Here is a 23985-nt window from a genome sequence, read left to right on the forward strand (position 1 = left end):
ATTGATGAATAAAGTTTTGATGGCTGCAGTGGCATTTGCTTTGTCTTCCCACGCGTTTGCGGCGCCTGACGATCCCGATCAGCGCGCGCAGAAAACACTGTCGGCAATGACGATGGACGAGAAGATCAAGCTGGTGTTCGGTTACTTCTCGACCGATCTGCCACCGTCGTCGACCAAGCCGAAGGAAGGCATCGATGGTGCAGCGGGTTTTGTGTACGGCGTGGAGCGTCTCGGCATCCCCGACCAGCAGCTCACGGATGCAGGCGTCGGCGTGGCCACGCAGGCGCTGGGCAAAAGCCTGCGTGCCCGCACATCGCTGCCTGCAAACATTGCCGTTGCCGCGACCTGGAATCCGCAAGCCGCTTTTGCCGGCGGCGCCATGATCGGCAACGAAGCGCGCCTGTCCGGCCACAATGTGATGCTGGCGGGCGGCGCCAACCTGCAGCGCGATCCGCGCAATGGCCGCAACTTCGAGTACGCGGGCGAAGATCCTTTACTGGCGGGCGTTATGGTCGGTGAGCAGATTCGCGGCATCCAGTCGAATCATGTGATCTCGACGCTGAAGCACTACGCCTACAACGACCAGGAGACCGGCCGCAATATTCTCGACGTAAAAATCGACGATGCGGCAGGCCGCATGTCCGACCTGCTGGCTTTCCAGATCGCGATCGAACGTGGCAATCCAGGTTCCGTGATGTGCAGCTACAACCGCACTTACGGCGTGTACAACTGCGAGCAGGACTTCTTGCTGAACAAAGTCCTCAAAGACCAGTGGGGCTACAAAGGCTATGTGATGTCGGACTGGGGTGGCACTCACTCGACCATTCCCGCCGCATTGGCCGGACTCGATCAGCAATCGGGCTGGCCTTTCGATAAATCGCCCTATTTCAATGGCGCCTTGAAGGAAGCAGTCGAAAACGGCCACGTGCCGCAAGCGCGCGTCGATGACATGGTGCGCCGCATCCTGCGCTCGATGTATGCCAACGGCTTGATGGACAATCCCGTCAAGGTGCAGCCGGAGCGCATCGATTACGCCAGGAACGCCAGGATTTCGCAGGCCGCGTCCGAAGAGTCCATCGTTCTGCTGAAGAACCGGAACAACTTGCTGCCGCTGGCGAACAGCTACAAGACCATTGCCATCATCGGCGGCCACGCCGATGTTGGCGTACTGTCGGGCGGCGGCTCCTCACAGGTCTATCCAGAGGGCGGCTCGCCGGTGCCGAACGAAGGTCCGAAACAATTCCCGGGTCCGATCGTGTATCACCCGTCCTCACCTTTGAAAGCGCTGGCCGCACGCCTGCACGCCAGGTTCGTGTACAACGATGGCAAGGACTCTGCCGCTGCCGCCAAGCTCGCAGCATCGAGCGATCTGGCCATCGTATTCGCCTCGCAGTGGACTGCCGAATCGGTCGATCAGCCAGACCTCAAGCTGCCCAACAATCAGGACGCGACCATTGCAGCTGTCGCTGGTGCTAACAAGCACACCGTCGTGGTGCTGGAAACCGGCTCGCCGGTGTCCATGCCGTGGCTGAACGCAGTGGACGCAGTCGTAGAAGCCTGGTATCCCGGCACCGGTGGTGGCGAAGCGATTGCGCGCGTTCTGACAGGCGAGATCGATGCCTCCGGCCGTCTGCCAGCTACCTTCCCGCTGAGCGAATCGCAGCTGCCTCGGCCAACACTGGATGGCAAAGGTCTGCCCGAAGGCACACGGTTCCTGGTGGATTACGATATCGAGGGCGCGGCGGTAGGCTACAAGTGGTTCGACAAGAAAGGCCTGAAGCCATTGTTCCCCTTTGGCCACGGCCTGTCGTACACCACCTTCAACTACTCCGGGCTGAAGGCGCAGGCAGCCAGCGGAGCGGTGCAGGTCAGCTTCAATGTGCAGAACACGGGCAAGCGTGAGGGCAAGGCTGTGCCGCAGATCTACGTCTCCAAAGCCGGCGACGGATGGGAAGCACCGAAACGTCTGGGCGGCTGGGACAAGCTGACGCTGCGGCCCGGCGAATCGAAGGCCAGTATGGTCACGATCGACCCGCGCACTCTCGCCGTCTTCGACAAGGCCTCGCAGAAGTGGAAGATCGCTGGCGGCGACTACAAGGTAATCGTTGCCGACAGCGCCGAAGCGCCAATCAGCTCCGTCGTCGTCAGCGTGCCGGCCCGCGAGTTCGCAGCGGGCGCCCGATAGGTCGTTTCAGCTCCATCGCCAGGAGGGGCTGTTAATCACTTGGCCACGGCGGGCAGCAATTGCCCGCCCAGCAGCAGGCGCAAAGTGCCGGCGGCGATGCCGAGCACCAGCACGTTCGCGCCAACGAACAGGACCGGTGCTAGAGCGCTGAAGATGCCATCGGGGCTGTCGATGGACAAGCGGGTCGCCGCTCCAGCCAGTGCGGTGGCGCCGAAGGTAAAGGCCCAATAGGAGAAAGCAAACGGCTGTTCGCGAATCCAGCGCTGCATGCGTATGAGCAGCAGGGCCTGCAGCAAGGCGTAGCCAATCAGCATGTGGGCAAGCAGATCGGCGTGGCCGCCGCTGACGGACAGGTAGCAAACCGCGCCAACGGCGGGCGGCGCCAGTTGAATGCCCAGCATGGGCCGCATTGCCGGCGTCATCGGCACAGCCGTATAGAGCCTGTGCAGCAGCACGGACTCGATGGCGAGCCAGGTAAAGGCCGCCGCGCCGAATGCCAGCTGCGCCAGCTCCTTCCAGCCCAGCGCAGCGCTGACGATGCCGGTCACAAATCCGCCCGCCACCATTGGCAGATACAGCACCGGCGTGGTGGCCGCGGGATCGCGTCCACCGTGCCACAGAATGCCCGTGCGCCACAGCGCGAAGATAAGCGTGAACGCGGCGCCCAGCGCGAACAGTGCGATGGCGAGCGGCCGCGAATAAGGCAGCGCACCCTGTGCGACCAGCAGCGTCGCAACGCCGCCCAGCCCGATGAAGCAGCACTGGATGGCATGTTCGGCTTCCTCACGTGCGACAGCGGGAGCGGCGATCCACTTCAGGGCATACAGCACGGCGACGATCAGCCACGTCAAAGCCGCAATCGCGTAGAGCGCCTCGCCAACGGCGGATGGAAGGGACCAGGCAGCATGCGCTGCTCTCCAGACATTCGCCAGACCGGCAAGCCCCAGCACAGCGGAGAAGAAAGATGGAGGCACCTGTGGCACTGCACGAATCAAAGATTTGCTGAACATATCCCGGCCTTTGCGAAGAGTTATTAACTGTACGCGCGGGCGGTGGCCATCCCTTTGTCACTCCACTAGCAGCAAGCTCACTCCCTGGCGCGGCAGCATGAAGTTTAAACCAGCCGCACCGTCCTTCACTACCAGCGGTGGCAAGATTACGGGCGCCATCTGCGATGCGTTTTCCAGCGTCTGATACTGCTTGAAATCCGGCGACTGCGGCGAGCCCATTTGCTGCCATGCGGTGAAAGCATTGGCGCTGGCCTTGTCCACACGCCATTGGGTAACCTTGCGCGACGCCGCGCCACCGAGGCCCTTCAGCTCCAGCCTGACCGCCGCATCCGGGCCAGTGACATCGTCATCGTGGTAATGCCAGCTCAGGATGGCCAGATGCCCATCCGGCGTGCGCGTTGCAAGCACGCCGACATCCGGTGCGCCTTGCACGCCATTTGCGAGCATATCTTCCAGAGGACGCTGGGCGTTGCTGCTCGCATTAATGCGCTTCGGCCCCAGCTTGGCGAACAGGCGGAACACGTTCAGCACGGGCAGGTCGATGCCGTTGGTCGCAAGCTGGCGATAGCCTGCAAACCAGGGCTGGTCCTCAAACGTGAAAGCCCAGGTCAATGCGCCATCCAGATTGACGTGGCGCCGCGCAGAGAGCTCCCAGATGCGTGCAAAGCTCGCTGCGGTATAGCTGGAATACATGGTCCCATTGCGGTAAGCGTTCTGAGGGCCGGGACATGCCGCGCAGCCTTCCGGATCGCTCTCGCCGATCACAATCGGCTTGTCCTTCAGCTGGGGAATGGCGGCAATCTTGGCGAAGCCTTCATCCACACCGCGCAGGTGCTCGCGTATGCCCATGCGCACGTGGCCGTCCACAAAGCGCGGGCTGCCTTTGGCGTGGAAGGACAGGAAATCCGTCGGCGTCCCTGTTTCGCCAGTCGCGTAATTGGTGCCGGATACCAGATGCTTGAGGAAGGCATCCATGAAAGCGCCGCCGGTGCCGGCGACATCAGGCCCGCCCACGCGCGCTTCCGGCAAGGCGCGACGAATGCCGGCGATCGCATAATCGTGCAGCTTATTGAACTCATCCTGCGTACCGCTCCAGTAGGTGTTGAAGTTAGGCTCGTTCCAGACTTCGAAATACCACTTCTTCACTTCATCGCGGCCATAGCGCTCGATATTGTGCCTGGTCCATTGGTAAGCCAGCTCGCCCCACTTCGCATAATCCTTTGGCGGCGCATTCCAGCCACCTTCGATCAGGTTGTAGGCGAAGCCCGGACGCCAGCTGTGCTGATACGGTGTGCCCGGCTTGGCGCTGGACATGGCCTCCGGCATGAAGCCCAGCTGAAGATAAGGATGCACACCGCGCTCAAGATAGGTATCGATGATGCGGTCCGTGACGGTCCAGTCATACACCGGCTTGCCGTCCCTGGTTTCGGTGTACGCATTGGTGCTGCCCCATTTGAAGGCCGGCGTGCCATCGCCGGTGCTGAGCAGATTGTGCGCGCGGAAGAACACATCGCCATGCCGAAGCTCGCCCAGGTGGGCCATCAGCTTGCGGCCATCCTTCATGGTCGCGTAGTTCGGTTCATCGGCCCCGAAAAAACGCCAGATCGGCTTCAGTTCGCCCACAGTTTTCGACGCGTCCACCGTCATCGTGACAGGGAAATCCTGCGCCGCGCACGAAGCGCAAGCGACCAACGCCGCAAGGGCGAACGAAATGCGGGCCATGTCTCCTCCAGCTTTTATAGTTGGACAACAGCATAAGCCCGCCGCCTTTCGGCTGTGATGAAATTCCGGAGGGGAGCGATATCTAAATCGGCATCGCTAGCGTGGCCGCTGCAATCACCAGCGTGGCACCGGCGCCGGTTACAAAGGCCAGCGTCCGCAGCACTGGAATACCCGCGCTGTAGACGACATAATGAACCAGCCGTGCAGCCAGATAGACTTTGGCCGCCAGAATGGTCGCTGGCGTGCTCACACCGTTCAGTGACGCAATAATCACTACCGGTGCGAAAACAGCCAGATTTTCCACCGCATTGGCGTGGGCACGGCGCGCCCTTTCTGCCCAGACCGGGTCTGGTGGAAAAGCCGGATCGGGATTGGCCAAAGTTCTGGCGGCCCCGCGGGTCACGATTCTCGCCAACATATAGGGTATCCACATCAGCAATGTCGCCACGGCGACCAGCGCCAGAATATAGAGTTCTGAAGAGAGTTTCATGAGGGGCCGCCTTCCCGATTATTGAATCAGCAGACCCAGAGGCGCCAGCGGGCCGACGTGCATGAACTCATACTTGGCGTAGCCATGAGCGGTGAGTGGCAGGGCGCCGATGGTTTCCTCGGCTTCCTGGATGGAGTCCACATTCATCAGGAAAATCACGCCAGGCTTATCGAGGCGGAACCAGAACTGTTCGATTTTGCCGCCCAGGTAGAGCTGCAGCGTGGCCGGCACTTCGGTTGGCATGATTTGCTGCTTTTGTTCCGGCGAGAGCGGTTTGTCGATCGATGCAACGGCTAATACTTTCATGTGAATCTCCTTTGATCAGTGTTCATTGCGAAGCGCAACGGTGATCACTGTAGCCTCGGCATGAAGAACCCGGTATAGTCGTAAATGACATCTTTAGGGTCATTTACGCCATGCGCATTTCCATCCTCGCCCTGGACGGTTTGTTCGATACCGGTTTCACAGCCATCCTCGATACGCTCTCACTCGCCAACAAGTTCTCCGCCCGGCAACTGGGCGGAACGCCATATTTCGACCTGTCCATCGTCGGTGTGCGAAAGAAGGTGCATTCGGCGCAGGGACTGCCAATTCCGGTGAAGCCGATTTCGGCGGACTTGAAGCCGGACTGGATCATCGTCCCAGCGCTGACCACCAGCACGCCCGAGGAACTGCTGCCCGCGCTGGCGCGGCCGGAAGTCAGGAAAGCCAGGGAGCAGCTGCTGGCCTGGCATGCCGAGGGCGCGCGTATCGCCGCTTCCTGCATCGGCAGTTTTGTGCTCGCGGAGACTGGCTTGCTCGACGGCCGGCCTGCGACGACCACCTGGTGGCTCAGCCCCCTGTTCCGCCAGCGCTATCCGAATGTGCTGCTCGACGAAACCCGCATGCTGGTACCGACCGATGTTGGCGTAACGGCCGGCGCGGCCATGGGCCACCTTGATCTCGCGCTATGGCTGGTGCGCCGCGCCAGTCCGGAGCTGGCCATTCTGGTGTCGCGCTACCTGCTGGCGGACATACGTTCCTCGCAAGCTGCCTACATCATTCCCAATCATCTGGCGCAGGCTGACCCGCTGATTCAGCGTTTCGAACGATGGGCGCGGGATAATCTGAAGACCGGCTTCTCGCTGCAGGAGGCTGCCGGAGCGCTGGCAGTTAGTCCGCGCACGCTGCAACGGCGTTGCCAGGAGGTGCTCGGCAAATCGCCGCTGGCCTACTTCCAGGACCTGCGCGTCGAACACGCGCAATCGCTGCTTCACGGCAGTGGCATGGGGCTGGAAGCCATCGCAGCGGAAGTTGGCTACGACGACGGCGCCACCTTGCGCAAGCTTCTCCGGCAACGCCTGGGACGCGGCGTGCGCGATCTGCGCGCCGACCTTCGCTAACCGCGGCAAGCGCTTTCCGCTATGATGGCCGAATGACCAAACGCCAAACAAGCCCCTCTCACAAGCCGAAAGACCCGGATGCGCCAGTGCGCGTACTGCGGCAATTCCGCATGATATTCAATGCAGTGCGGACGCATTTCAGCCAGATCGAGCGCGATGCGGGCATTGGTGGCGCGCAGTTGTGGGCGCTCAGCGAGATCGCCGCCAGCGACGCGATGGGCGTGACGGATTTATCGAAGGCGCTGGACATCCACCAGTCGACCGCCAGCAATCTTGTTCGCACCCTGGTTGAACGCCAGCTGGTCACCGTCGTCAGGCGCACCGAAGATCGCCGCGCTACGCAGCTGGAGATTACCGGGCAAGGACGCGAAGTCCTTGGCGGCGCTCCCGCGCCGTTCAAAGGCGTGCTGCCTGCGACGCTTGAGCAGCTGGACCCGGCCTTGCTGGAACGGCTGGAACAGGATCTTGCCATTCTCCTCGCTGCGCTGGGCGGCGACGATACAAGCGCTAAGACGCCGCTGGCGGAGTTGTAGCCTTGGTTTGCACGGCGTCCAGTTGCAACTGGGCCAGTGCGCCATACAAAGGGGGACTGAGCACGCGCGAAATTGTGCCGGCAACCACTGCACACGCCATCAGGCTTAGTACCATTGCGTGGCCATCCACCATCTCCATCACGATGATGAAGGAAGTCAGCGGCGCCTGGGTCGCCGCGGCGAGGAAGCCGACCATGCCCAGGGCAATCAGCGCCGGGGCGAAGGGATAATGCGTCAGCGCCGCGACGTTGCTGCCCAAGCCGGCGCCGATCGCCAGCGAAGGCGCAAAGATGCCGGCCGGTGCACCTGACCACACCGTCAGCCAGGTAGCCAGAAACTTCAGCGCGCCGAAGTCCGCTGCCACGGCATGCGAGCCGTCCAGCAGAGCGCGCGTCGATCCGTAACTGCTGCCAAATATGGCGCCATGGCTGACGATGCCGATGACTGCCACGGCAAGGCCGCAGACCGCAGCGAAACGGATGGGAAAACGGCCACGCAGGTGGCTGGCAAAATCCCGCGTACCGCCGCGGAGTGACGTCAGCAGAAGGCGCGCGAACAGGCCGCCCGCTATGCCTGCCACCAGGGTGGTCAGGAATCCCGGCCAAAGCAAGTCCATGCCGATCGGGCCGGGATGAATCACGCCAAAGTAGGTGGCATTGCCCCCGATGGAAACCGCAATCAGGCCCGCCAGCACAATGCCGGCCACAATCAAGCCGCTGCTGCGTTGTTCCGGCGTTCTCGCCAGCTCCTCGATGGCAAACATGACACCCGCCAGCGGCGTATTGAACGCCGCGGCGATACCGGCAGAACCACCAGCAATCAGCAGGCCGCGTGAGTTGATCACCGATTGGCTGGGCAGGAAGCGGCGAGCCGCCAGCATCACGCCGGCCGCGATCTGCACCGAAGGCCCTTCCCGCCCCAGCGACAAGCCGGCAAGCAGTCCGGTCGCAGTCAGCAGGATTTTGGACAGGCTCAGACGAAGTGAAACAAATCGTCCGCGTTCGCCTTGCGGTAGTGCCGGGTCGAGCGCCACCATCACCTGCGGAATGCCGGAACCCGCGGCGCCTTGCGCATAGCGTCTGGTGGCCCAGACGATGGCGGCGCACACCAGCGGCATCCAGAGCAGCGTCAGCCACCAGCTCCAGGCCACAAAGCGGGTGAAGAGTTCAAATGCGATTTCGGCAAGACGCGTAAAACCGACCACGACGAGTCCGGCCGCCGCCGCCGCGCCGATGACGACTGCCCGCGAACGCCACAACTCAGGTGTGCCGAATTCCCGCTTGAATGCAGAGCGGATGTCGTGGCGATGTCGTTTCATGTGAAAGCTTAAAACCTGGCGGCTGAGGGGCTTCCATTATAAAGGTACATTTGGACAAATGTATTTTCAGGGCTGCCGGTATCGCATCGCCTCCACGAAAAGCGCGAAGGCGGGCGACGCCAGGCGGTGGCTGGGGTAGTAAAGGTGGTAGCCGGGAGATGGCGGGAGCCAGTCGTCCAGCACGCGCACCAGGCGTCCAGCGGCGAGGTCTTCCCGCACGACGGATTCGGGCAGATAAGCCAGGCCATGTCCGGCCAGTGCCGCTTGCAGGATCATGGGGCTCAGGTTGAATATGCACGGTCCCTCGACCTGCACCGTCAAGGCCTGGCCGTCCTTCTCGAATTCCCAGGGCATCATGCCGCCATGCGTGGGGTAGCGAAGGTTGATGCAGCGGTGCTGCGTCAGATCTTTTGGAGTGAGCGGGTGTGGGCGTCCTTCAAAATACGACGGCGCGCCGACAACGGTAAAGCGGTGATCGGGGCTGATGCGCACAGCCACCATATCCTTGGCCACCTGATCTCCCAGGCGCACGCCGGCATCAAAGCGTTCCGCCACAATATCGATCAGGCGGTGCTCCACATTCACTTCCACCACAATGTCCGGGTACTCGTGCAGAAAGCCCGTCAGCCTGGGCCAGATCACGGCTTCGGCAGCATGAAAAGAAGAGGAAATACGAATCGTACCCGCCGGCTTGTCGCGCAGGACCGACAAGCCGGCAAGCTCCGATTCAATTTCATGAAAACGCGGACCCAGCTTGCTCAGCAAACGCTCGCCTGCCACGGTAGGCGTCACGCTGCGCGTGGTACGCGACAGCAGGCGCACGCCGAGGCGCGTCTCCAGCGCGCGCACCGTCTGGCTTAACGCAGACTGCGACACGCCCAGTTGCGCGGCAGCCTTGGTAAAGCTGCCTTCACGCGCAACGATCAGGAAGGCGAAGATGTCATTGAAGTTTTCACGCATGCGGCATTATGACAGCGCTTATCGGTTCACCATTTTCATGAACTGGGCCGCATAACGGTCGCCCGTCACCTTGACGCTGGAGACGGCGCTTTCGATATCGCGCAGATCGCCGGCGCTTAGCACAACGTCTGCCGCCGCATTGTTCTCTTCCAGGCGATACAGCTTGGTGGTGCCTGGAATCGGCACAATCCACGGCTTCTGCGCCAGCAGCCAGGCCAGTGCAATCTGCGCCGGTGTCACGCCCTTGCCCGCCGCGATGGGCGCCAGCACGTCAACCAGCGCGCGGTTGGCCTTGCGCGCATCCGGATCGAAGCGTGGCACCTTGTTGCGCCAGTCGTTGTCGGTGAACTGCGTGTTCTCATCGATGGTGCCGGTCAGGAAGCCTTTGCCCAGCGGGCTGAATGGTACGAAGCCGATGCCCAGTTCTTCCAGCAGCTGCAAGATGCCCTGCTCCGGATCGCGCCACCACAGCGAATATTCGCTTTGCAGTGCCGCCAGTGGCTGCACGGCGTGCGCGCGGCGGATTGCATCGGCGCCTGCTTCGCTCATGCCGAAGTGCTTTACCTTGCCTTCCTTGATCAGGTCCTTCACCGTGCCCGCTACATCTTCGATCGGCACATTCGGGTCGACGCGATGCTGGTAGAACAGATCGATGCGATCCGTCTTCATCCGTTTCAACGCGGCTTCCGCCACGTCGCGGATGTTTTCGGGGCGGCTGTCCAGGCCGGAGGTGGGAATACCGTTGGCGAAGCCAAACTTGGTCGCCAGCACCACCTCATCGCGGAACGGCGCCACCGCCTCGCCCAGCACTTCCTCGTTGACGAAGGGACCATAAGCCTCGGCGCTGTCGAAGAAATTCACGCCGCGCTCAAACGCCGCTTGAATCAGTTTGACGGCGTCGCCGCGTCCCATCGGCACACCGTAGGCATAGCTCAAGCCCATGCAGCCGAAACCAAGAGCCGAAACTTCCAGCCCGCTTTTCCCAAGTTGTCGTGTTTGCATAATCAATCTCCTTTGCGATGGCTGCACTTTAGCTGCGGGAGATTAATTTGATTAGATGGGTAAATCTGGATGAGCTTATAAGGCCAGCTAATTAATTGTGGCCGAAGTCTTGCCGCGCACATTGCGAACGATAACTTCGTGCAGCGTGACATCCTTTACCGGCAGCGTTGGCTCGTCTTTGATCTCGCTCACGAAAGCCGCCTCGCCGACAATCACATTGCTGACATGCAGGCCCTCAATTGGCGTCAGGCGCCGTTCGTAGGTCGGCACCAGCGTGCGCCACTGGTAGAGAACATCGGTGTCCACGCACAGCACGCCGCCTGCAATGCTGGTCGCGCTGACGTTCGACATGTGAATATTGCGCACATAGCCACCGCGCCGCTCGTTGGTTTTCACGAACAGCAGGTTGTTGATGGTGCTGCGCACGGCGGAACCGTTGTGATCAAAGTGGCAGTTATCCACAAACACATTTTCGATACCGGCCGATAGTTCGCTGCCGATGGCCATCAGCTGGTGGCCATTCTTCACACGGCAGTTGCGCATCACGATATTTTTGGACGGGACGCCCAGCCGCCATGCATCCTGGTCGCGTCCCGATTTCACCGAAATTGCATCGTCGCCCTGGTCGAATACGCAATCTTCGATCAGCACATTCTGCGACATCTCAGGATCGACGCCGTCGTTATTGTGGCCATTTGCCTTGATCTTCACGCGGCGTATCACCACGTCGCGGCACAGGAAGGGATGCAGCACCCAGAACGGGCTGTCTTCGATGCTGATGTCTTCGATCAGTACATTGCGGCAGCGGTTGAACTGCACGAACTGCGGGCGCAGATTCGCCTGTCCCTCAGTCATCTGCCGCTCGCTGACCGGAACGCCTTTCGCGGCCTGGTGATACAGCGCGATCAGCGCATCCATATGCGGCTTGGGACGCGCGTACCAGACCTTCCACACATCCAGCTTCGCCTGCAGCTTGCCTTCGCCGGTAATCGCGACGTTTTCGCAGTCGTAGGCATAGACCAGGGGCGAATAGTTGTAGCACTCCAGTCCCTCCCATGACGAGAGCACGGCGGGCAGATAATCGGCCGGATCGGAGGAGAACAGCAGCGTCGCGCCCTTTGCGAGATGCCGGTTCACATTGCTCTTGAGGTGTACCTTCCCCGTCAGCCACACTCCGGCCGGAACAACAACGGTGCCAGATCCCGCAGCATGCGCGGCAGCGATGGCCTGTTCGATGGCGGCGCTGTTCTTGCGCTGATCATCGGGCACGGCGCCGAAATCGGTGATGAGAAATTGCGGACTGCCCGAGAAATCCGGCACGGCGATCGACGGCATGTCGAACGGTGCATCGACGCGCACAAAGCGCTGCCGCGGCGCCGGCGCCAAACCGGCGCAGGCAGCAAGCAAGGGAACGGCAAAACCGGCGAACATCACGGTTCGCCGCGAGAGATTCGGAGCATTCATCCGGCCATACTAATGCAGCGGGCGCGGACGAAAACACGGTGAGCGCAATCGCTCACCATGTTGAGCCAATCAGGCGCGCTTCGGCAGCTTCCAGTCCGGACGTACCCAGTGGCAGGTGTAGCCGTTCGGGATGCGCTCCAGGTAGTCCTGATGCTCAGGTTCTGCTTCCCAGAACGGTCCCGCAGGCGCGACTTCCGTCACCACCTTGCCCGGCCACAGGCCGGAGGCGTTCACGTCGGCGATGGTGTCTTCCGCCACGCGCTTCTGCTCGTCGCTGCCATAGAAAATCGCGGAGCGGTAGCTGGTGCCGATATCGTTGCCCTGGCGGTTAGCCGTGCTCGGGTCGTGGATCTGGAAGAAGAACTCCAGGATCTGGCGATAGCTGATCTTGTCGGGATCAAAGATCACCTCGATGCCCTCGGCATGCGTACCGTGGTTGCGGTAAGTCGCGTTAGGCACATCGCCACCCGTATAGCCCACGCGCGTGGAAATCACCCCGGGTTGGCGGCGCAGCAGCTGCTGTACGCCCCAGAAGCATCCGCCGGCAAGAATGGCGGTTTCGGTTCGTGTCGTCATTTGAATTCCTCCTAGGCTCTCAAGATGGGGCCAATCGGCTTATTTGGCAAGCTTGACCAGAGGTTGATCTTTTTTCACGATATACGTCGCCAGTTCGGACGCCTTGCCCTCGCCCAGCACGCGCACGGAGTGGTTCACGCCGGCCGGAATGTAGACGGCATCGCCGGTCTTCAGCACGACCGGCTCGCGGCCTTCCAGCGCGTATTCCATGGTGCCTTCCAGGACATAAGCAATTTCTTCGCCCGGATGCGAGTGCGCCGGCGCAGTCGAATGAGCGGGGAAGTCCACGCGCACCTGAATTACCTCGGTGCCTGGCACACTATGCTCGTGGCGCAGGACTTCAGTGCGGGTGAGGCCAGCCATCTGCTGGGCACTTGTCAGGCCCGCAACGCCCAGCAGGGCAGCGGCGATCAGTTTGTGAGCGGTCTTCATGGTATCCATCCTTTGAAAAGTTCAATGAATGGATTTATACGCTTGCCCTGCAATTGATGTGTGTCGCAATGTGTATGGCTCGACTCCGTACACAAAATTCTACAAAGCGCTAAAGCGGTTCGCCGAACGTCACCGTGACGCATAGGCCGCGGCCATCGGCGCCTTCGCCGAGCGTGACGTTTGCCCCGTGGTTGTGGGCGATATTGCGGACGATGGAGAGGCCCAGGCCCGCGCCCCAAACGGTATTACCCTCCGGCCGGTAGAAGCGGTCGAACAGGCGCTCGCGGTGTTCCGGCGCGACGCCGGGGCCGTTGTCGCGCACGCGCAGTACCGGCCAGCCTTTTTCCAGCTCTGCGATCACGTCGACGCGTCCGCCGGCCTGTGTATAACGCATGGCGTTGTCCACAAGGTTGTTGAGCAGGACGCGCAAGCCATCCGGATCGGCCTGCACATGCACTGGCGTTGGTGCGACGGCGCCGAGGTCGATGCCGCGGCTGTCGGCAATCGTCGCGTAATCGGATACCACCCCGCGCAGCAGATCGCCCAGCTCCACTTGCTGCAGTTGCGCGGCGCTGTGGCCCGCTTCAAAGCGCGCCATACTGAGCAGCTGCTGCATCAGGTGCGTGCTGCGATCGAGGCGTTCATGCAGCTTGGCCATCGCATGTGCGCGCGCTTCCGGGGTCGACGCACGTTCGGCCAGTTGCAGCTGAAGTTTCAACGCCGTCAGCGGCGAGCGCAGTTCGTGGGCCGCATCAGCCACGAAGGTGCGCTGTGCAGCCAGGGTTTCGTCGAAGCGCTCCAGCAGCACATTCAGCGCCTGCACAACGGGCGCCAGTTCGGCCGGCCAGCCTTCGCGGCTCAAGGGATCGAGTGTGCTGGGCGAACGGTCTTCCACTGCGCGCGCCAGGCGATCCAGTGGCCCCATGGCGCGTCGGATCACGATCAGCACCAGTACCACCAGCACGCCGACGAAGGCGATCAGGGGAAGCCCGGTGCGCAGCACGATATGCGCCGCCATGGCATTGCGAATCGCGATCGGCTGGCTGGCCTGCACATACAGGTTGTGATGCAGCTCGCCGTACACGCGCCACTCTGCGCCCCTCACACTGCGCGTCGAGAAACCGTTCAGGTCGTAGCGCTGGGTGGGCGGATGCGGGCGCGAGGCAAACAGCAGCGTGCCTTTCAGGTCCCATACCTGCAGGATGAATTCCTCTTCGGGATCTTCCGGCGCAGGCAGGGCGGCGTTCGCCGCGAATTCATCCGGCAGTGCGCTGACCAGCTGGCGCAATTGCAGATCGGCCAGCTCGCCGGTTTCGATTTGCAGGGAGCGGTACAGCACAAAGCCGGCGCCGATGGCGGTGACCAGCGTGCCGCACAGCAGGCCAACCAGCAGCTGTTTGCGGATGGTCCTCATTCGGCCGGGCCGACTTTGTAGCCCACACCGCGCACGGTCTGAATCAAGCCCTGGTCGAATTTCTTGCGCAAGTGGTGCACGTAGACGTCGATGGTGTTGCTCTCCACTTCCGCATTCCAGCCGTACAGCTTTTCTTCCAGCTTGCTCTTGCTGACCACGGTGCCCGGTTCGTCGAGCAGTGCGCGCAACACGGCGAATTCACGTGCGGACAAGGTCACCGGCGCGCCGTCAAAAGCCGCTTCGTGCGTGGCAAGGTTCAGCGTCAGACGGCCGTGATTGATGATGGACGACGTGCGCGATACGCGGCGCCGCAGCAGGGCGCGAATGCGCGCCAGCAGCTCATCGAGATCGAATGGCTTGATGAGGTAATCATCGGCGCCCGCATCAAGGCCTTCCACGCGCGCAGCCGTGCTGTCGCGCGCCGTTACCACCAGCACCGGCACATCCATGCCGCGCGTACGCAAACTGCGCAACACATCCATACCCTGCTTGCGGGGCAGGCCGAGATCCAGCAGCACGAGGTCGTAAGCCTGAGTTGACAACGCCAGCTCGGCACTCGCGCCATCGCGCGCCCAGTCCACTGCATAGTTCTCTGCAAGCAGCCCGCCCTCGATACTGTCGCCGATCATCGGATCGTCTTCAACCAGTAACAATCGCACAGTAACCTCTTCTAATTAGGTCCGGCCATTATAGCCAGCAGCCGGTTAACGCAGTCTTAACCAAATGTTTGATACGGTAACACCGTCGCAGATGGAAAACGGAAAGGCTATGCAAATCGATCAACAAGCTGCCCTGCTGAATAAGCCAGTGCAAGCCGCTACGCCTGTTCTTCCTTCAGCCGTTCGCAACTGGCGTACCTGGATGGTGCTGGCCGTTGCCGTGCTGTTGCTGGCCCGCTTCGCGCTGATGATCGCAGCGCCGCTTGCCGATACCACCGAAGCCCGCTACGGCGAACTGGCGCGCCAGACCGCCATGAATGGCTATTGGCTGATGCCGCATATGGATGCGCAAACGCCCTTCTTCGCCAAGCCGCCGTTGTCCACCTGGATCAGCGCTGCGTCGATGAAACTGTTTGGCGTAAATGAATTCGCGGCGCGCCTGCCGGACTTCCTCGCTGCCCTGCCGGCGCTGTGGATCAGTGCACTGTTCGCATCCGCGCTTGGCGTGCGCCAGCGCTGGCTGGTGGTGCCGGTGCTGTTTGCCTCGCCGCTGTTCTTCGTCAGTGCCGGCGCTGTCATGACAGACTCCGCGCAAATGACCATCATCTGGGCGGCGCAATACTGTGCATGGCGCGCGCTCGACACCACGCGCAAGCAAGGCAGCAGCTGGCGCCTGGGTTTCTGGGCCTTGATCGGACTGGGTGCGCTCTCAAAAGGCCTTGCTACCTGGGCACTGATCGGCATGCCAATGATTGTTTACGCCCTGCTGCAGCGCCGCGCCATGCAGATGCTGCGCCAGGTATGGGACTGGGCCGGTGTGGCGCTCGCCTGCGCGATCTTCCTGCCGTGGTATATCGCCGCTGAACGCGCATATCCCGGCTTTGTGAATTACTTCATCGTGGGCGAGCACTTCTCGCGCTTCCTGGTGCCCGGCTGGACGGGCGACCGCTACGGCTTTGCACATCGCCAGCCTTTTGGCGCCATCTGGGTGTTCTGGATTGGCGCTGCCCTGCCATGGATGTATGTCTTTTTCCCACGTGTCACGGCTGTGCTGCGCCGCCGTGTTGCACTGGACCCGCTGAGCTGCTTCCTGTGGTGCGCGACCCTGGTGCCACTTGTGTTCTTCACGTTCAGCCGCAATATCATCTGGACCTATGCGTTGACGGCCTTGCCATCGTTTGCGGTGCTGGTGGCCCAGCATATCGAGAACAGCTCCGCGCAGGCACAGCGCCGCACGGCTGCGGGTCTGTTCATCTTTGCGCTGCTGGTTGCGGTGGCGACGCCGCTGGTCGTCAAGCAGATCGGCCGCAATTCGGATCGCGCGCTGGTGCAGGAATTCTACAAACTGGCCCCAGCTGGAACCATGCTGCAATACGCAGGAAACCCGGCCTTCTCGTCGGCGTTTTACACGCGCGGCAAGTTGCAGCACGTCAGCGGCGTTGGCCAACACAAGGGATATGTGGTTGTCGATAACGGCGATGTACATGGCGCGCAGGTGCTGTTTGCCAACTCGCGCCGCTCACTGGTGGAGGAAAAATGATGCCTACCAGATCAATCTCCCTCAAGCGGGGCTCGCGCCATTCGATTTCGGTCGTGCTGCCCGTATTGAACGAAGCAGAGTCGCTGTCCAAGCTGCTGCCGCAGCTGGCTGACACGCTGGCCCAGACCGATATGGATTGGGAGATCGTGATCGTCAACGATGGCGGTACCGATAATCTCGATGAAGTCGTTGCTGCCTTCGAACGCAACCGCGTGTACAGCAATGTGCAGCTACTGCGGCTGTCCCGCAACTTCGGCAAGGAAGCCGCGCTGACCGCAGGTCTGACCGCGGCGCGTGGCGATGCCGTGATCTGCATGGACGGCGATGGCCAGCATCCCGTGACGATGATCCCTCTGCTGATTTCCTACTGGCGCGAAGGCGACGATATGGTCGTGCCGGTGCCGGAATCGCGCGCCCACGAACCGCGCTGGCTGGCCTGGGCCAAGCGCAGCTTCTACCGCTTCATGCAAAGCGGCGAACGTTTTGAGATTCCGCCAAGTGCCGGCGACTTCCGCCTGATGGACCGCCGTGTGGTGAACGCCCTGCTGCAACTGCCGGAACGCGCGCGCTTCATGAAAGGCCTGTACGCCTGGCTGGGCTTCCGTTCGCGCCTGGTGCCGTTTGAAGTGCAGGAGCGTATGGCGGGCAGCACCAAGTTCCCTCTGCGCCGCCTGGTCGAACTGGCGTCGCTGGGCGTTACCTCCTTCTCGATGAAGCCCTTGCGCTTCGTGTCCGGCGTGGGCGCGCTGATTTCGCTGGGCGCCCTAAGCTACGGTGTGTACATCATGGTGGAGACGCTCATCGTCGGCAATCCGGTTTCCGGCTGGGCGACGCTGGCTTCGGGCATCATGCTGTTGTCCGGCATTCAGCTGCTCTGTCTTGGCGTGATCGCGGAGTACCTGGGCCGCCTGTTTGAAGAAGCCAAGCAACGTCCCTTGTACGTGCTGGATGAATGCACCGACCATAGCCGCCTGGGACAGTCGGAGCCGGTGATGAAAGCCGCCCGTTGAAGAGCATCATTATCAACGCCGACGATGTCGGCATGCACCCGGCCGTCGATGACGGCGTAGCGGCCCTGGTATCGCAAGGCATCGTGACCGCAGCGAGCGTGATGGCGCTGGGCAGTCCCGACCGCAATGCGCTGACTCATATGCGCAAATACGGCGCCAGCCTGGGCCTGCATCTGGACTTCACCAGCGAGATGGCGCACCGTCAGCAGCACAGCAAGCGCACGGTTGCGGCGACGATTGTCGAAGCCTGGGGGGGCCGCCTCGATCCGCTGATCACACGCGAAGCGGTGCGCTATCAGTTTCACCGCTACTGCGACCTCACCGGTGCGCTGCCCGATTTCGTGGACGGTCACGAACATGTGCACCAGTTCCCCGTGATCCGCGATGCCTTGTTCGAAGTGCTGGCGGAAGCGGCGCCGGGTAAGCGTATCTGCATCCGCAATACGTCGCCGATGCGCTGGCGTGGCGGCAAGGCGGCCATCATTGCTGCGCTGGGCGCTTCCGCCGTGCAGCGTCTGGCGCAGCGCGGGGGACATCACTGCAATGCCGATTTCTTCGGCGTGTACGACCTGTCCAGCAATGCCGACTTGCCGAAATACTGGCGTGGCTGGCTCTCATCGCAGAAAGTCTCCGGTGCGCTGGCCATGTGCCACCCGGCATCGGCCGCCCGCAGCCTGGAACCCTTCCGGCTGCGCGAATTCCTCTTCCTCGGCAGCCCGCAATTCATCGATATGCTGGCCGAGTTCAAGGTTCAGCCTAGGCCGTGGTCGCGCGCCTGACCGTGTTCGCACCGTGCACCATCGCCTGCAAGCTCGATTCGAAAAAGTTGTAGGGATAGGGCGCAGTCGTGGCGCTTGCTGCGTCCAGCCGGGCGCGCAGTTCCGCGGGCAGCTCGAATTCGAGCGCGCCCAGATTGTCTTCCAACTGCGCCTGCTTGGTGGCGCCAACCAGCACGGTCGCTACGCCGGGACGGTTCGCCACCCAGTTCACGGCCACCTGCGACATGCTGCGTCCCAGCTCGCGTGACACGTTTTCCAGCTCCGCCACGATGGCGAAATTGCGTTCATTAAAGCGATCGAAGACCGGATTGCCGCTGCCCTGCACAGTCTGCAAGCGACCCTCCCCGAACTGGCCCATATCCGACGGGCGGTATTTGCCGGACAACAGGCCGCTGGACAGCGGGCTCCACGCCATCACGCCCATGCCGTGCTGCATGCCCAGCGTGGTGAACTCGCGCTCGATGCTGCGCTCGATCAGCGAATATTCGAGTTGCAGCGCGGTGGGACGCTCATAGCCGCGCAGTTCGGCCATCGTCTGGGCGCGGCTGGCATACCAGGCCGGCACGTTGGAGAAGCCGATGTGGCGCACCTTGCCCTGGCGGACCAGATCATCCATCGTGCGCATCACTTCTTCGGCGGGCGTGACCATGTCCCAGGCGTGCAGCAAGTACAGATCGATGTAATCGGTGCCCAGACGCTGCAGCGAGCCTTCCACGGCGCGCAGGATGTTCTTGCGGCCATTGCCGCCGGCGTTCGGGTTGGAGGGATCGGCGCTGAAACCGAATTTGGTGGCGATCACCATGCGGTCGCGCAGCCCGCTGTCGCGCACAAATTCGCCCACCCAGCGTTCGGACTCGCCATTGGTGTACATATCGGCCGTGTCGATGATATTGCCGCCAGCCGTGGTGTAAGTGTCGAACATGCGGCGCGCGGTGGCCTTGTCGGCGCCCCAGCCCCAGTCGGTGCCGAAAGTCATGGCGCCCAGTGCCAGGCGGGAAACGCGCAGGCCGGATTGGCCGAGGGTGGTGTAGTCGTTCATGCTGATCTCCGTTGAGTGGATTGTCGATGGAGTCATCTTAGGCGGAGCTATTGCGCGGAAAAAGCGGTATAAAACCAATAACTCTTAAACAAATTCTTCATAATCCATGCGCCTGACCCAGCTGGATGGCCTGCTGGCCTTCGTTACCGTCGCCAAACATCGGGGTTTCACTGCCGCCGGGCAGGAACTGGAGCTGTCACCCGCCGCTTTGAGCCAGGCCGTGCGCGCGCTGGAGGAGCGCATGGGCGTGCGGCTGTTCAACCGCACGACGCGCAGCGTGTCGCTGACGGAAGCGGGCGCCGCCTACTTGGAACGTGTCGGGCCGGCGGTGGCGGATTTGCTGGATGCCAGTGAATCGTTGGCCCACTTCCGCGATCGTCCCTCCGGCCTGCTGCGGCTGAACACAAGCCGCGTGGTTGCCGCCTCGCTGCTGCGCGGCCTGCTGCCTGATTTCCTGGCGGCGCATCCGGAAATTGAAGTCGAGATGCATATCGACGACGGCTTCACCGATATCGTGGCCGAAGGTTTTGATGCCGGTTTCCGGCTCGGCGACAGCGTGGAGAAGGACATGGTTGCCGTGCCCTTCGGTCCGCCGATGCAGGTAGCGGTAGTGGGTTCGCCCGCCTATTTTGCCCGCCGCAAAGCGCCCGCCACCCTGGCCGACCTGCGCGAACACGATTGCATCCGCTTTCGCATTGCCAGTAGCGGCCAGTTTTTCAGATGGGAGTTTGTGGAGCATGGCCAGCCCGTTGAACATTCCGTGCGTGGCCCCTTCGCTTGCAACGATTCGCTGATGATGATGGAGGCGGCGCTCGATGGCCTGGGCCTGGCCTATACCTTCGATATGGCCGTCAGCGAGCACGTCGCCGCAGGCCGCCTGGTGCGCGTGCTGCAGGCTTATTGCCCGAGCTATCCCGGCATTTACATCTACTATCCCGGCCGCCGCCAGTTGCCGCCCAAGCTGCGGCGCTTCATCGATTTCGGCACCGCGCGCTTGCGCCCTAATCCTCGCGCAGAATCCTGATGGCGTCGCGCGCCATCTGGACCGCCAGCTCTTCCTGCGCAATGCCGCCTTTCAGCAGCAGATAGTTGAGGCGGCGCACGCGCGAATCCGTGGCCGAGGCGAAATCGCGTTCCTCGAAGCTGCGGTACAGCGCCAGGCGGGCTTCGTGGATCGCGAGGTGGCGTTCCATCTCGGCCTGTAGACCCGCCGGCCCAACCGCCGCTTCGGCGCGAATGCGCACCATCAGCGCGTCACGCAGAGGGCGGGGATCTTCCGCCTCGGTCACCCAGCGCTTCAGCTCTTCCACGCCGGCCGGCAGGATGCGGTACGCTCGTTTGCGGCCGCGGCCCGTCTCGGCGGGCAGGGACTCGATCCAGCCCGCTTCCTCCAGCCGCGCCAGTTCCCGGTAAATCTGCTGATGCGTCGCCGCCCAGAAATAGCCGATGGACTTGTCGAATCGCCGCGCCAGCTCGGAACCGGAGCCCGCTCGTTCGGACAGGGAAGTCAGCAGCGCGTGAGGCAGGGACATGGCGGGAAACTTTGAAAAAAGAACTACATCTTGCCCCAGCAGCGGTCATCAGACAAGTTTGTCGTCTTTATGCAACCAGTTGCAAAGACAAACGAACGGTCGTATATTTATGCAACCAGTTGCACAAAGAATGCATGACCATTGCATACACAAGGACTCCAATGACCGCCTACCCTCACCTGCTCGCCCCGCTCGACCTGGGCTTCACTACTCTGAAAAACCGCGTCCTGATGGGCTCCATGCACGTCGGCCTGGAAGAAATGCCGAACGGTTTCGAGCGCATGGCCGCCTTTTACGCCGAGCGTGCGCGCGGTGAAGTGGGCCTGATGGTCACTGGCGGCATTTCGCCCAACGAGGCGGGCCGTCCCTGGGGCGCAGGCGCCAAGCTGACCACGGAAAAGGAAGCGGCCAAGCACCGCATCGTGACCGACGCCGTGCACGAAGCGGGCGGCAAGATCGCCATGCAGATCCTGCACTTCGGCCGCTACGCCTATCACGACAACCTGGTGGCGCCGAGCGCCGTGCAGGCGCCGATCAACCGCTACACGCCGCATGAACTGAGCGCCGAAGAAGTCGAGCAGACCATACAGGACTTCGTGAACTGCGCGGCGCTGGCGCAGTCCGCCGGCTATGACGGCGTCGAGATCATGGGCTCCGAGGGGTATCTGATCAACGAATTCATCGCCGCCCGCACCAATCACCGCGACGACGAATGGGGCGGCAGCTACCAGAACCGCATCCGCTTCCCGGTGGAGATCGTGCGCCGCGTGCGCGAGCGCGTGGGCACCAATTTCATCATCATCTACCGCCTGTCCATGCTGGATCTGGTGGAGGGCGGCTCCACGCTGGACGAAGTGGTGCAGCTGGCGCAGGCCGTTGAGCAAGCCGGCGCGACCATCATCAACACCGGCATCGGCTGGCATGAAGCGCGCATCCCGACTATCGCCACCAAGGTGCCGCGCGCGGGCTACGCCTGGGTGACGAAGCAGCTGATGGGCAAGGTCGGCATCCCGCTGGTTGCCACCAACCGTATCAACACGCCGGAAGTGGCGGAAGGCGTGCTGGCGGAAGGCGCCAGCGATATGGTGTCGATGGCGCGTCCCTTCCTGGCCGACCCTTTCTTCATGCGGAAAGCGCGCGAAGGCCGCGCTGATGAAATCAATACCTGCATCGGCTGCAACCAGGCCTGCCTGGACCACACTTTCGGCGGCAAGCTGACCTCCTGCCTGGTGAATCCGCGCGCCTGCCACGAAACCGAACTGGTGATCGAACCGGCGGAAGCGAAGAAGCGTATCGCCGTGGTCGGCGCCGGTCCTGCGGGTTTGAGCTTTGCCACCACCGCCGCCGAGCGCGGACACGAAGTGGTGCTGTTCGATTCCGCCTCCGAAATCGGTGGCCAGTTCAACGTCGCCAAGAAAGTGCCCGGTAAGGAAGAGTTCTACGAAACCCTGCGCTACTTCCGCCGCCAGATCGAGCTGAAAGGCGTCGAGCTGCGCCTGAACACGCGCGCCAACGTGGACATGCTGGCCAAGGGTGATTTCGATGAAGTCGTGCTGGCCACCGGTGTTACGCCGCGCAAGCCGGACATCGACGGCATCGACCATCCGAAAGCCCTGGGCTACCTGGACGTTCTGCGCGATGGAAAGGCGGTCGGCAAGAGCGTGGCCGTGATCGGCGCCGGCGGCATCGGCTTCGACGTCAGCGAATACCTGACGCATGAAGGCGAGAGCGGCGCCCTGAATCCTGAAAAGTTCTATGCCGAATGGGGCATCGACACCCACTACGCCGAGCGCGGCGGCCTGCGCCAGCCGGACGTGGAAACCCCGCCGCGCAAGGTTTATCTGCTGCAGCGTAAGACCAGCAAAGTAGGCGATGGACTGGGCAAGACCACCGGCTGGATTCACCGCACTGGCCTGAAAGCGCGCCGCGTCGGCATGTTCGCCGGCGTGAACTACGACCGCATCGATGACGCCGGCCTGCACGTGACGGTAGGCGATCAGAAGCAGGTCCTGCCGGTGGATAATGTCATCATCTGTGCGGGCCAGGAGCCGCTGCGCGAGCTGCAGCAAGGCCTGCTGGACGCCGGCTGCCGAGTGCACCTGATCGGCGGCGCCGACGTGGCCGCCGAACTGGATGCGAAACGCGCCATCAACCAAGGCACCCGCCTGGCCGCCGAAATCTGATTTTCAACAGGAGGAGCCATGTCGCACATCGCCAAGCTGCATCCCGCCGCCGCCCGCTCTCTGGATCTGTGGCACACCATGGTCGCGAGCCGCGACCTGGCGCGCCTGCCGGAGATTGTCCATGCGGACGCCGTACTGCGCTCCCCCATGGCCAACACGCCCTATGCGAGCGCGGCGGCCTTGATCATGGTGCTCAGTAACGTGATCCAGGTATTCGAAGACTTCCAGTACCATCGGCAACTGGCCAGCGACGACGGCCTGAACGTGGTGCTTGAGTTCAGCGCCCACATTGGTGACCGCCAGCTCAAGGGCATCGACTTCATCCGCTTCAACGAAGCAGGCCAGATCGTCGACTTCGAAGTGATGGTGCGGCCGATGAGCGGCCTGCAAGCGCTTGGCGCTGCCATGGCCGCCCGTGTCGGCGAGCACCTGCCTGCATTTAAAGCCCGTTGAACACGGGGCGGAAGAAGCTCCGTTCGTAGCTCAGGAAGCAGCGCGTCTCTTCGTAGTAGCGCATGGCGGCTTTGCAGTTCTCATCGTCCGCCGCTTTCTGGCGATAGACTTCGTACTCCGCCAGGCTGGGGAAGGTGAACAGCGCCAAAGCGATATTGCTGTGGCCTTCGGACGGCATGAAATAACCGTGGTGCTGGCCGCCGAAGCGCTCCACCAGCGAAATCCACAGCTTGCCGTAGTGCTCGAACTCCTTCAGTTTGGCGGGATCGAGAACGTAGCGCAAATAGCAGGTAACCATGCAA

24 protein-coding genes are annotated in these 23985 nt (G+C 62.2%); 9 read left to right on the plus strand and 15 right to left on the minus strand.

Features of this window, described 5'->3' with window-relative positions; translation table 11 throughout:
* Positions 1–4: 4 nt before the first annotated feature.
* Positions 5–2185, plus strand: a complete 2181-nt coding sequence (locus AB4Z19_RS23355) for a beta-glucosidase (RefSeq protein WP_442036155.1) — start codon at positions 5–7, stop codon at positions 2183–2185.
* A gap of 35 nt (positions 2186–2220) precedes the next feature.
* On the opposite strand, the gene tehA is transcribed toward AB4Z19_RS23355, so the two are convergent.
* The 4 genes from tehA to AB4Z19_RS23375 form a co-directional block, all read right to left on the minus strand.
* Positions 2221–3159 carry a dicarboxylate transporter/tellurite-resistance protein TehA gene (gene tehA / locus AB4Z19_RS23360; protein WP_442029639.1) on the minus strand — a complete coding sequence of 313 codons (939 nt, stop codon included), beginning with the start codon at positions 3157–3159 and terminating at the stop codon, positions 2221–2223.
* A 93-nt stretch (positions 3160–3252) separates the two neighbouring features.
* Positions 3253–4917 (minus strand): GH39 family glycosyl hydrolase, encoded by a 1665-nt coding sequence (locus tag AB4Z19_RS23365; protein ID WP_442036157.1) that lies wholly within the window; start codon positions 4915–4917, stop codon positions 3253–3255.
* A gap of 82 nt (positions 4918–4999) precedes the next feature.
* Positions 5000–5407, minus strand: coding sequence for an MAPEG family protein (locus tag AB4Z19_RS23370; RefSeq protein ID WP_442036159.1), 408 nt, complete (start codon positions 5405–5407; stop codon positions 5000–5002).
* Between the two features lie 18 nt (positions 5408–5425).
* Positions 5426–5713: a hypothetical protein gene (locus AB4Z19_RS23375; RefSeq protein WP_442022503.1), complete on the minus strand. Its 288-nt coding sequence runs from the start codon at positions 5711–5713 to the stop codon at positions 5426–5428.
* Positions 5714–5823: 110 nt separating this feature from the next.
* Here AB4Z19_RS23375 and AB4Z19_RS23380 point away from each other — a divergent pair, with 110 nt between their 5' ends.
* Both AB4Z19_RS23380 and AB4Z19_RS23385 read left to right on the plus strand, forming a co-directional pair.
* The gene (locus AB4Z19_RS23380; RefSeq protein ID WP_442022505.1) at positions 5824–6789 is read left to right on the plus strand and encodes a GlxA family transcriptional regulator; all 966 of its coding nucleotides are present in this window, start codon (positions 5824–5826) and stop codon (positions 6787–6789) included.
* Positions 6790–6821: 32 nt separating this feature from the next.
* Entirely contained in the window at positions 6822–7322 is a 501-nt protein-coding gene (locus tag AB4Z19_RS23385; protein WP_442022507.1) for a MarR family winged helix-turn-helix transcriptional regulator, read from the plus strand.
* On the opposite strand, the gene AB4Z19_RS23390 is transcribed toward AB4Z19_RS23385, so the two are convergent.
* The 8 genes from AB4Z19_RS23390 to AB4Z19_RS23425 form a co-directional block, all read right to left on the minus strand.
* Positions 7297–8640, minus strand: a complete 1344-nt coding sequence (locus tag AB4Z19_RS23390) for a chloride channel protein (RefSeq protein WP_442022509.1) — start codon at positions 8638–8640, stop codon at positions 7297–7299. The two genes, AB4Z19_RS23385 and AB4Z19_RS23390, sit on opposite strands and share 26 nt — an antisense overlap.
* Positions 8641–8706: 66 nt before the next feature.
* Positions 8707–9600, minus strand: a complete 894-nt coding sequence (locus tag AB4Z19_RS23395; protein WP_442022511.1) for a LysR family transcriptional regulator — start codon at positions 9598–9600, stop codon at positions 8707–8709.
* Between the two features lie 18 nt (positions 9601–9618).
* Positions 9619–10602, minus strand: a complete 984-nt coding sequence (locus AB4Z19_RS23400) for an aldo/keto reductase (RefSeq protein WP_442036161.1) — start codon at positions 10600–10602, stop codon at positions 9619–9621.
* 87 nt (positions 10603–10689) lie between these two features.
* Entirely contained in the window at positions 10690–12066 is a 1377-nt protein-coding gene (locus tag AB4Z19_RS23405) for a glycoside hydrolase family 28 protein (protein ID WP_442022515.1), read from the minus strand.
* 69 nt (positions 12067–12135) lie between these two features.
* Complete coding sequence (gene msrA, locus AB4Z19_RS23410) at positions 12136–12642, minus strand: peptide-methionine (S)-S-oxide reductase MsrA (protein ID WP_442022517.1); 507 nt, start codon at positions 12640–12642, stop codon at positions 12136–12138.
* 39 nt (positions 12643–12681) lie between these two features.
* Positions 12682–13074 (minus strand): cupin domain-containing protein, encoded by a 393-nt coding sequence (locus AB4Z19_RS23415; RefSeq protein WP_442022519.1) that lies wholly within the window; start codon positions 13072–13074, stop codon positions 12682–12684.
* 109 nt (positions 13075–13183) lie between these two features.
* Entirely contained in the window at positions 13184–14488 is a 1305-nt protein-coding gene (locus AB4Z19_RS23420) for an ATP-binding protein (protein ID WP_442022521.1), read from the minus strand.
* Positions 14485–15147 (minus strand): response regulator, encoded by a 663-nt coding sequence (locus AB4Z19_RS23425; RefSeq protein ID WP_442022523.1) that lies wholly within the window; start codon positions 15145–15147, stop codon positions 14485–14487. Before AB4Z19_RS23425 ends, AB4Z19_RS23420 begins: the two co-directional genes overlap by 4 nt.
* A gap of 109 nt (positions 15148–15256) precedes the next feature.
* Between AB4Z19_RS23425 and AB4Z19_RS23430 the strand changes: the two genes are divergently transcribed.
* From AB4Z19_RS23430 to AB4Z19_RS23440, 3 genes are read left to right on the plus strand one after another with little or no spacing between them, the layout of a single operon-like run.
* Entirely contained in the window at positions 15257–16687 is a 1431-nt protein-coding gene (locus AB4Z19_RS23430; protein WP_442022525.1) for an ArnT family glycosyltransferase, read from the plus strand.
* On the plus strand, positions 16684–17697 hold the full coding sequence (locus AB4Z19_RS23435) for a glycosyltransferase family 2 protein (RefSeq protein WP_442036163.1): 1014 nt from the start codon (positions 16684–16686) through the stop codon (positions 17695–17697). The genes AB4Z19_RS23430 and AB4Z19_RS23435 overlap by 4 nt, the downstream gene beginning before the upstream one ends.
* On the plus strand, positions 17694–18476 hold the full coding sequence (locus AB4Z19_RS23440; protein ID WP_442022529.1) for a ChbG/HpnK family deacetylase: 783 nt from the start codon (positions 17694–17696) through the stop codon (positions 18474–18476). Before AB4Z19_RS23435 ends, AB4Z19_RS23440 begins: the two co-directional genes overlap by 4 nt.
* Here the strand turns inward: AB4Z19_RS23440 and AB4Z19_RS23445 are convergent.
* Complete coding sequence (locus AB4Z19_RS23445; protein ID WP_442022531.1) at positions 18454–19515, minus strand: aldo/keto reductase; 1062 nt, start codon at positions 19513–19515, stop codon at positions 18454–18456. The two genes, AB4Z19_RS23440 and AB4Z19_RS23445, sit on opposite strands and share 23 nt — an antisense overlap.
* 106 nt (positions 19516–19621) lie before the next feature.
* On the opposite strand from AB4Z19_RS23445, the gene AB4Z19_RS23450 reads away from it, so the two are divergent.
* Positions 19622–20539 carry a LysR family transcriptional regulator gene (locus AB4Z19_RS23450; protein WP_442022533.1) on the plus strand — a complete coding sequence of 306 codons (918 nt, stop codon included), beginning with the start codon at positions 19622–19624 and terminating at the stop codon, positions 20537–20539.
* Here the strand turns inward: AB4Z19_RS23450 and AB4Z19_RS23455 are convergent.
* Entirely contained in the window at positions 20517–21047 is a 531-nt protein-coding gene (locus tag AB4Z19_RS23455; RefSeq protein ID WP_442022535.1) for a PadR family transcriptional regulator, read from the minus strand. The two genes, AB4Z19_RS23450 and AB4Z19_RS23455, sit on opposite strands and share 23 nt — an antisense overlap.
* A 161-nt stretch (positions 21048–21208) precedes the next feature.
* On the opposite strand from AB4Z19_RS23455, the gene AB4Z19_RS23460 reads away from it, so the two are divergent.
* Entirely contained in the window at positions 21209–23230 is a 2022-nt protein-coding gene (locus AB4Z19_RS23460) for an oxidoreductase (protein WP_442022537.1), read from the plus strand.
* Between the two features lie 18 nt (positions 23231–23248).
* Positions 23249–23683, plus strand: coding sequence for a nuclear transport factor 2 family protein (locus AB4Z19_RS23465; protein ID WP_442022539.1), 435 nt, complete (start codon positions 23249–23251; stop codon positions 23681–23683).
* Here AB4Z19_RS23465 and AB4Z19_RS23470 read toward each other — a convergent pair.
* On the minus strand, positions 23670–23981 hold the full coding sequence (locus AB4Z19_RS23470) for an NIPSNAP family protein (RefSeq protein WP_442036165.1): 312 nt from the start codon (positions 23979–23981) through the stop codon (positions 23670–23672). The genes AB4Z19_RS23465 and AB4Z19_RS23470 overlap by 14 nt on opposite strands.
* Positions 23982–23985 lie beyond the last annotated feature (4 nt).

The sequence above is a fragment of the Pseudoduganella sp. RAF19 genome, assembly GCF_052114165.1.
Classification (GTDB): Bacteria; Pseudomonadota; Gammaproteobacteria; order Burkholderiales; family Burkholderiaceae_D; genus Rugamonas.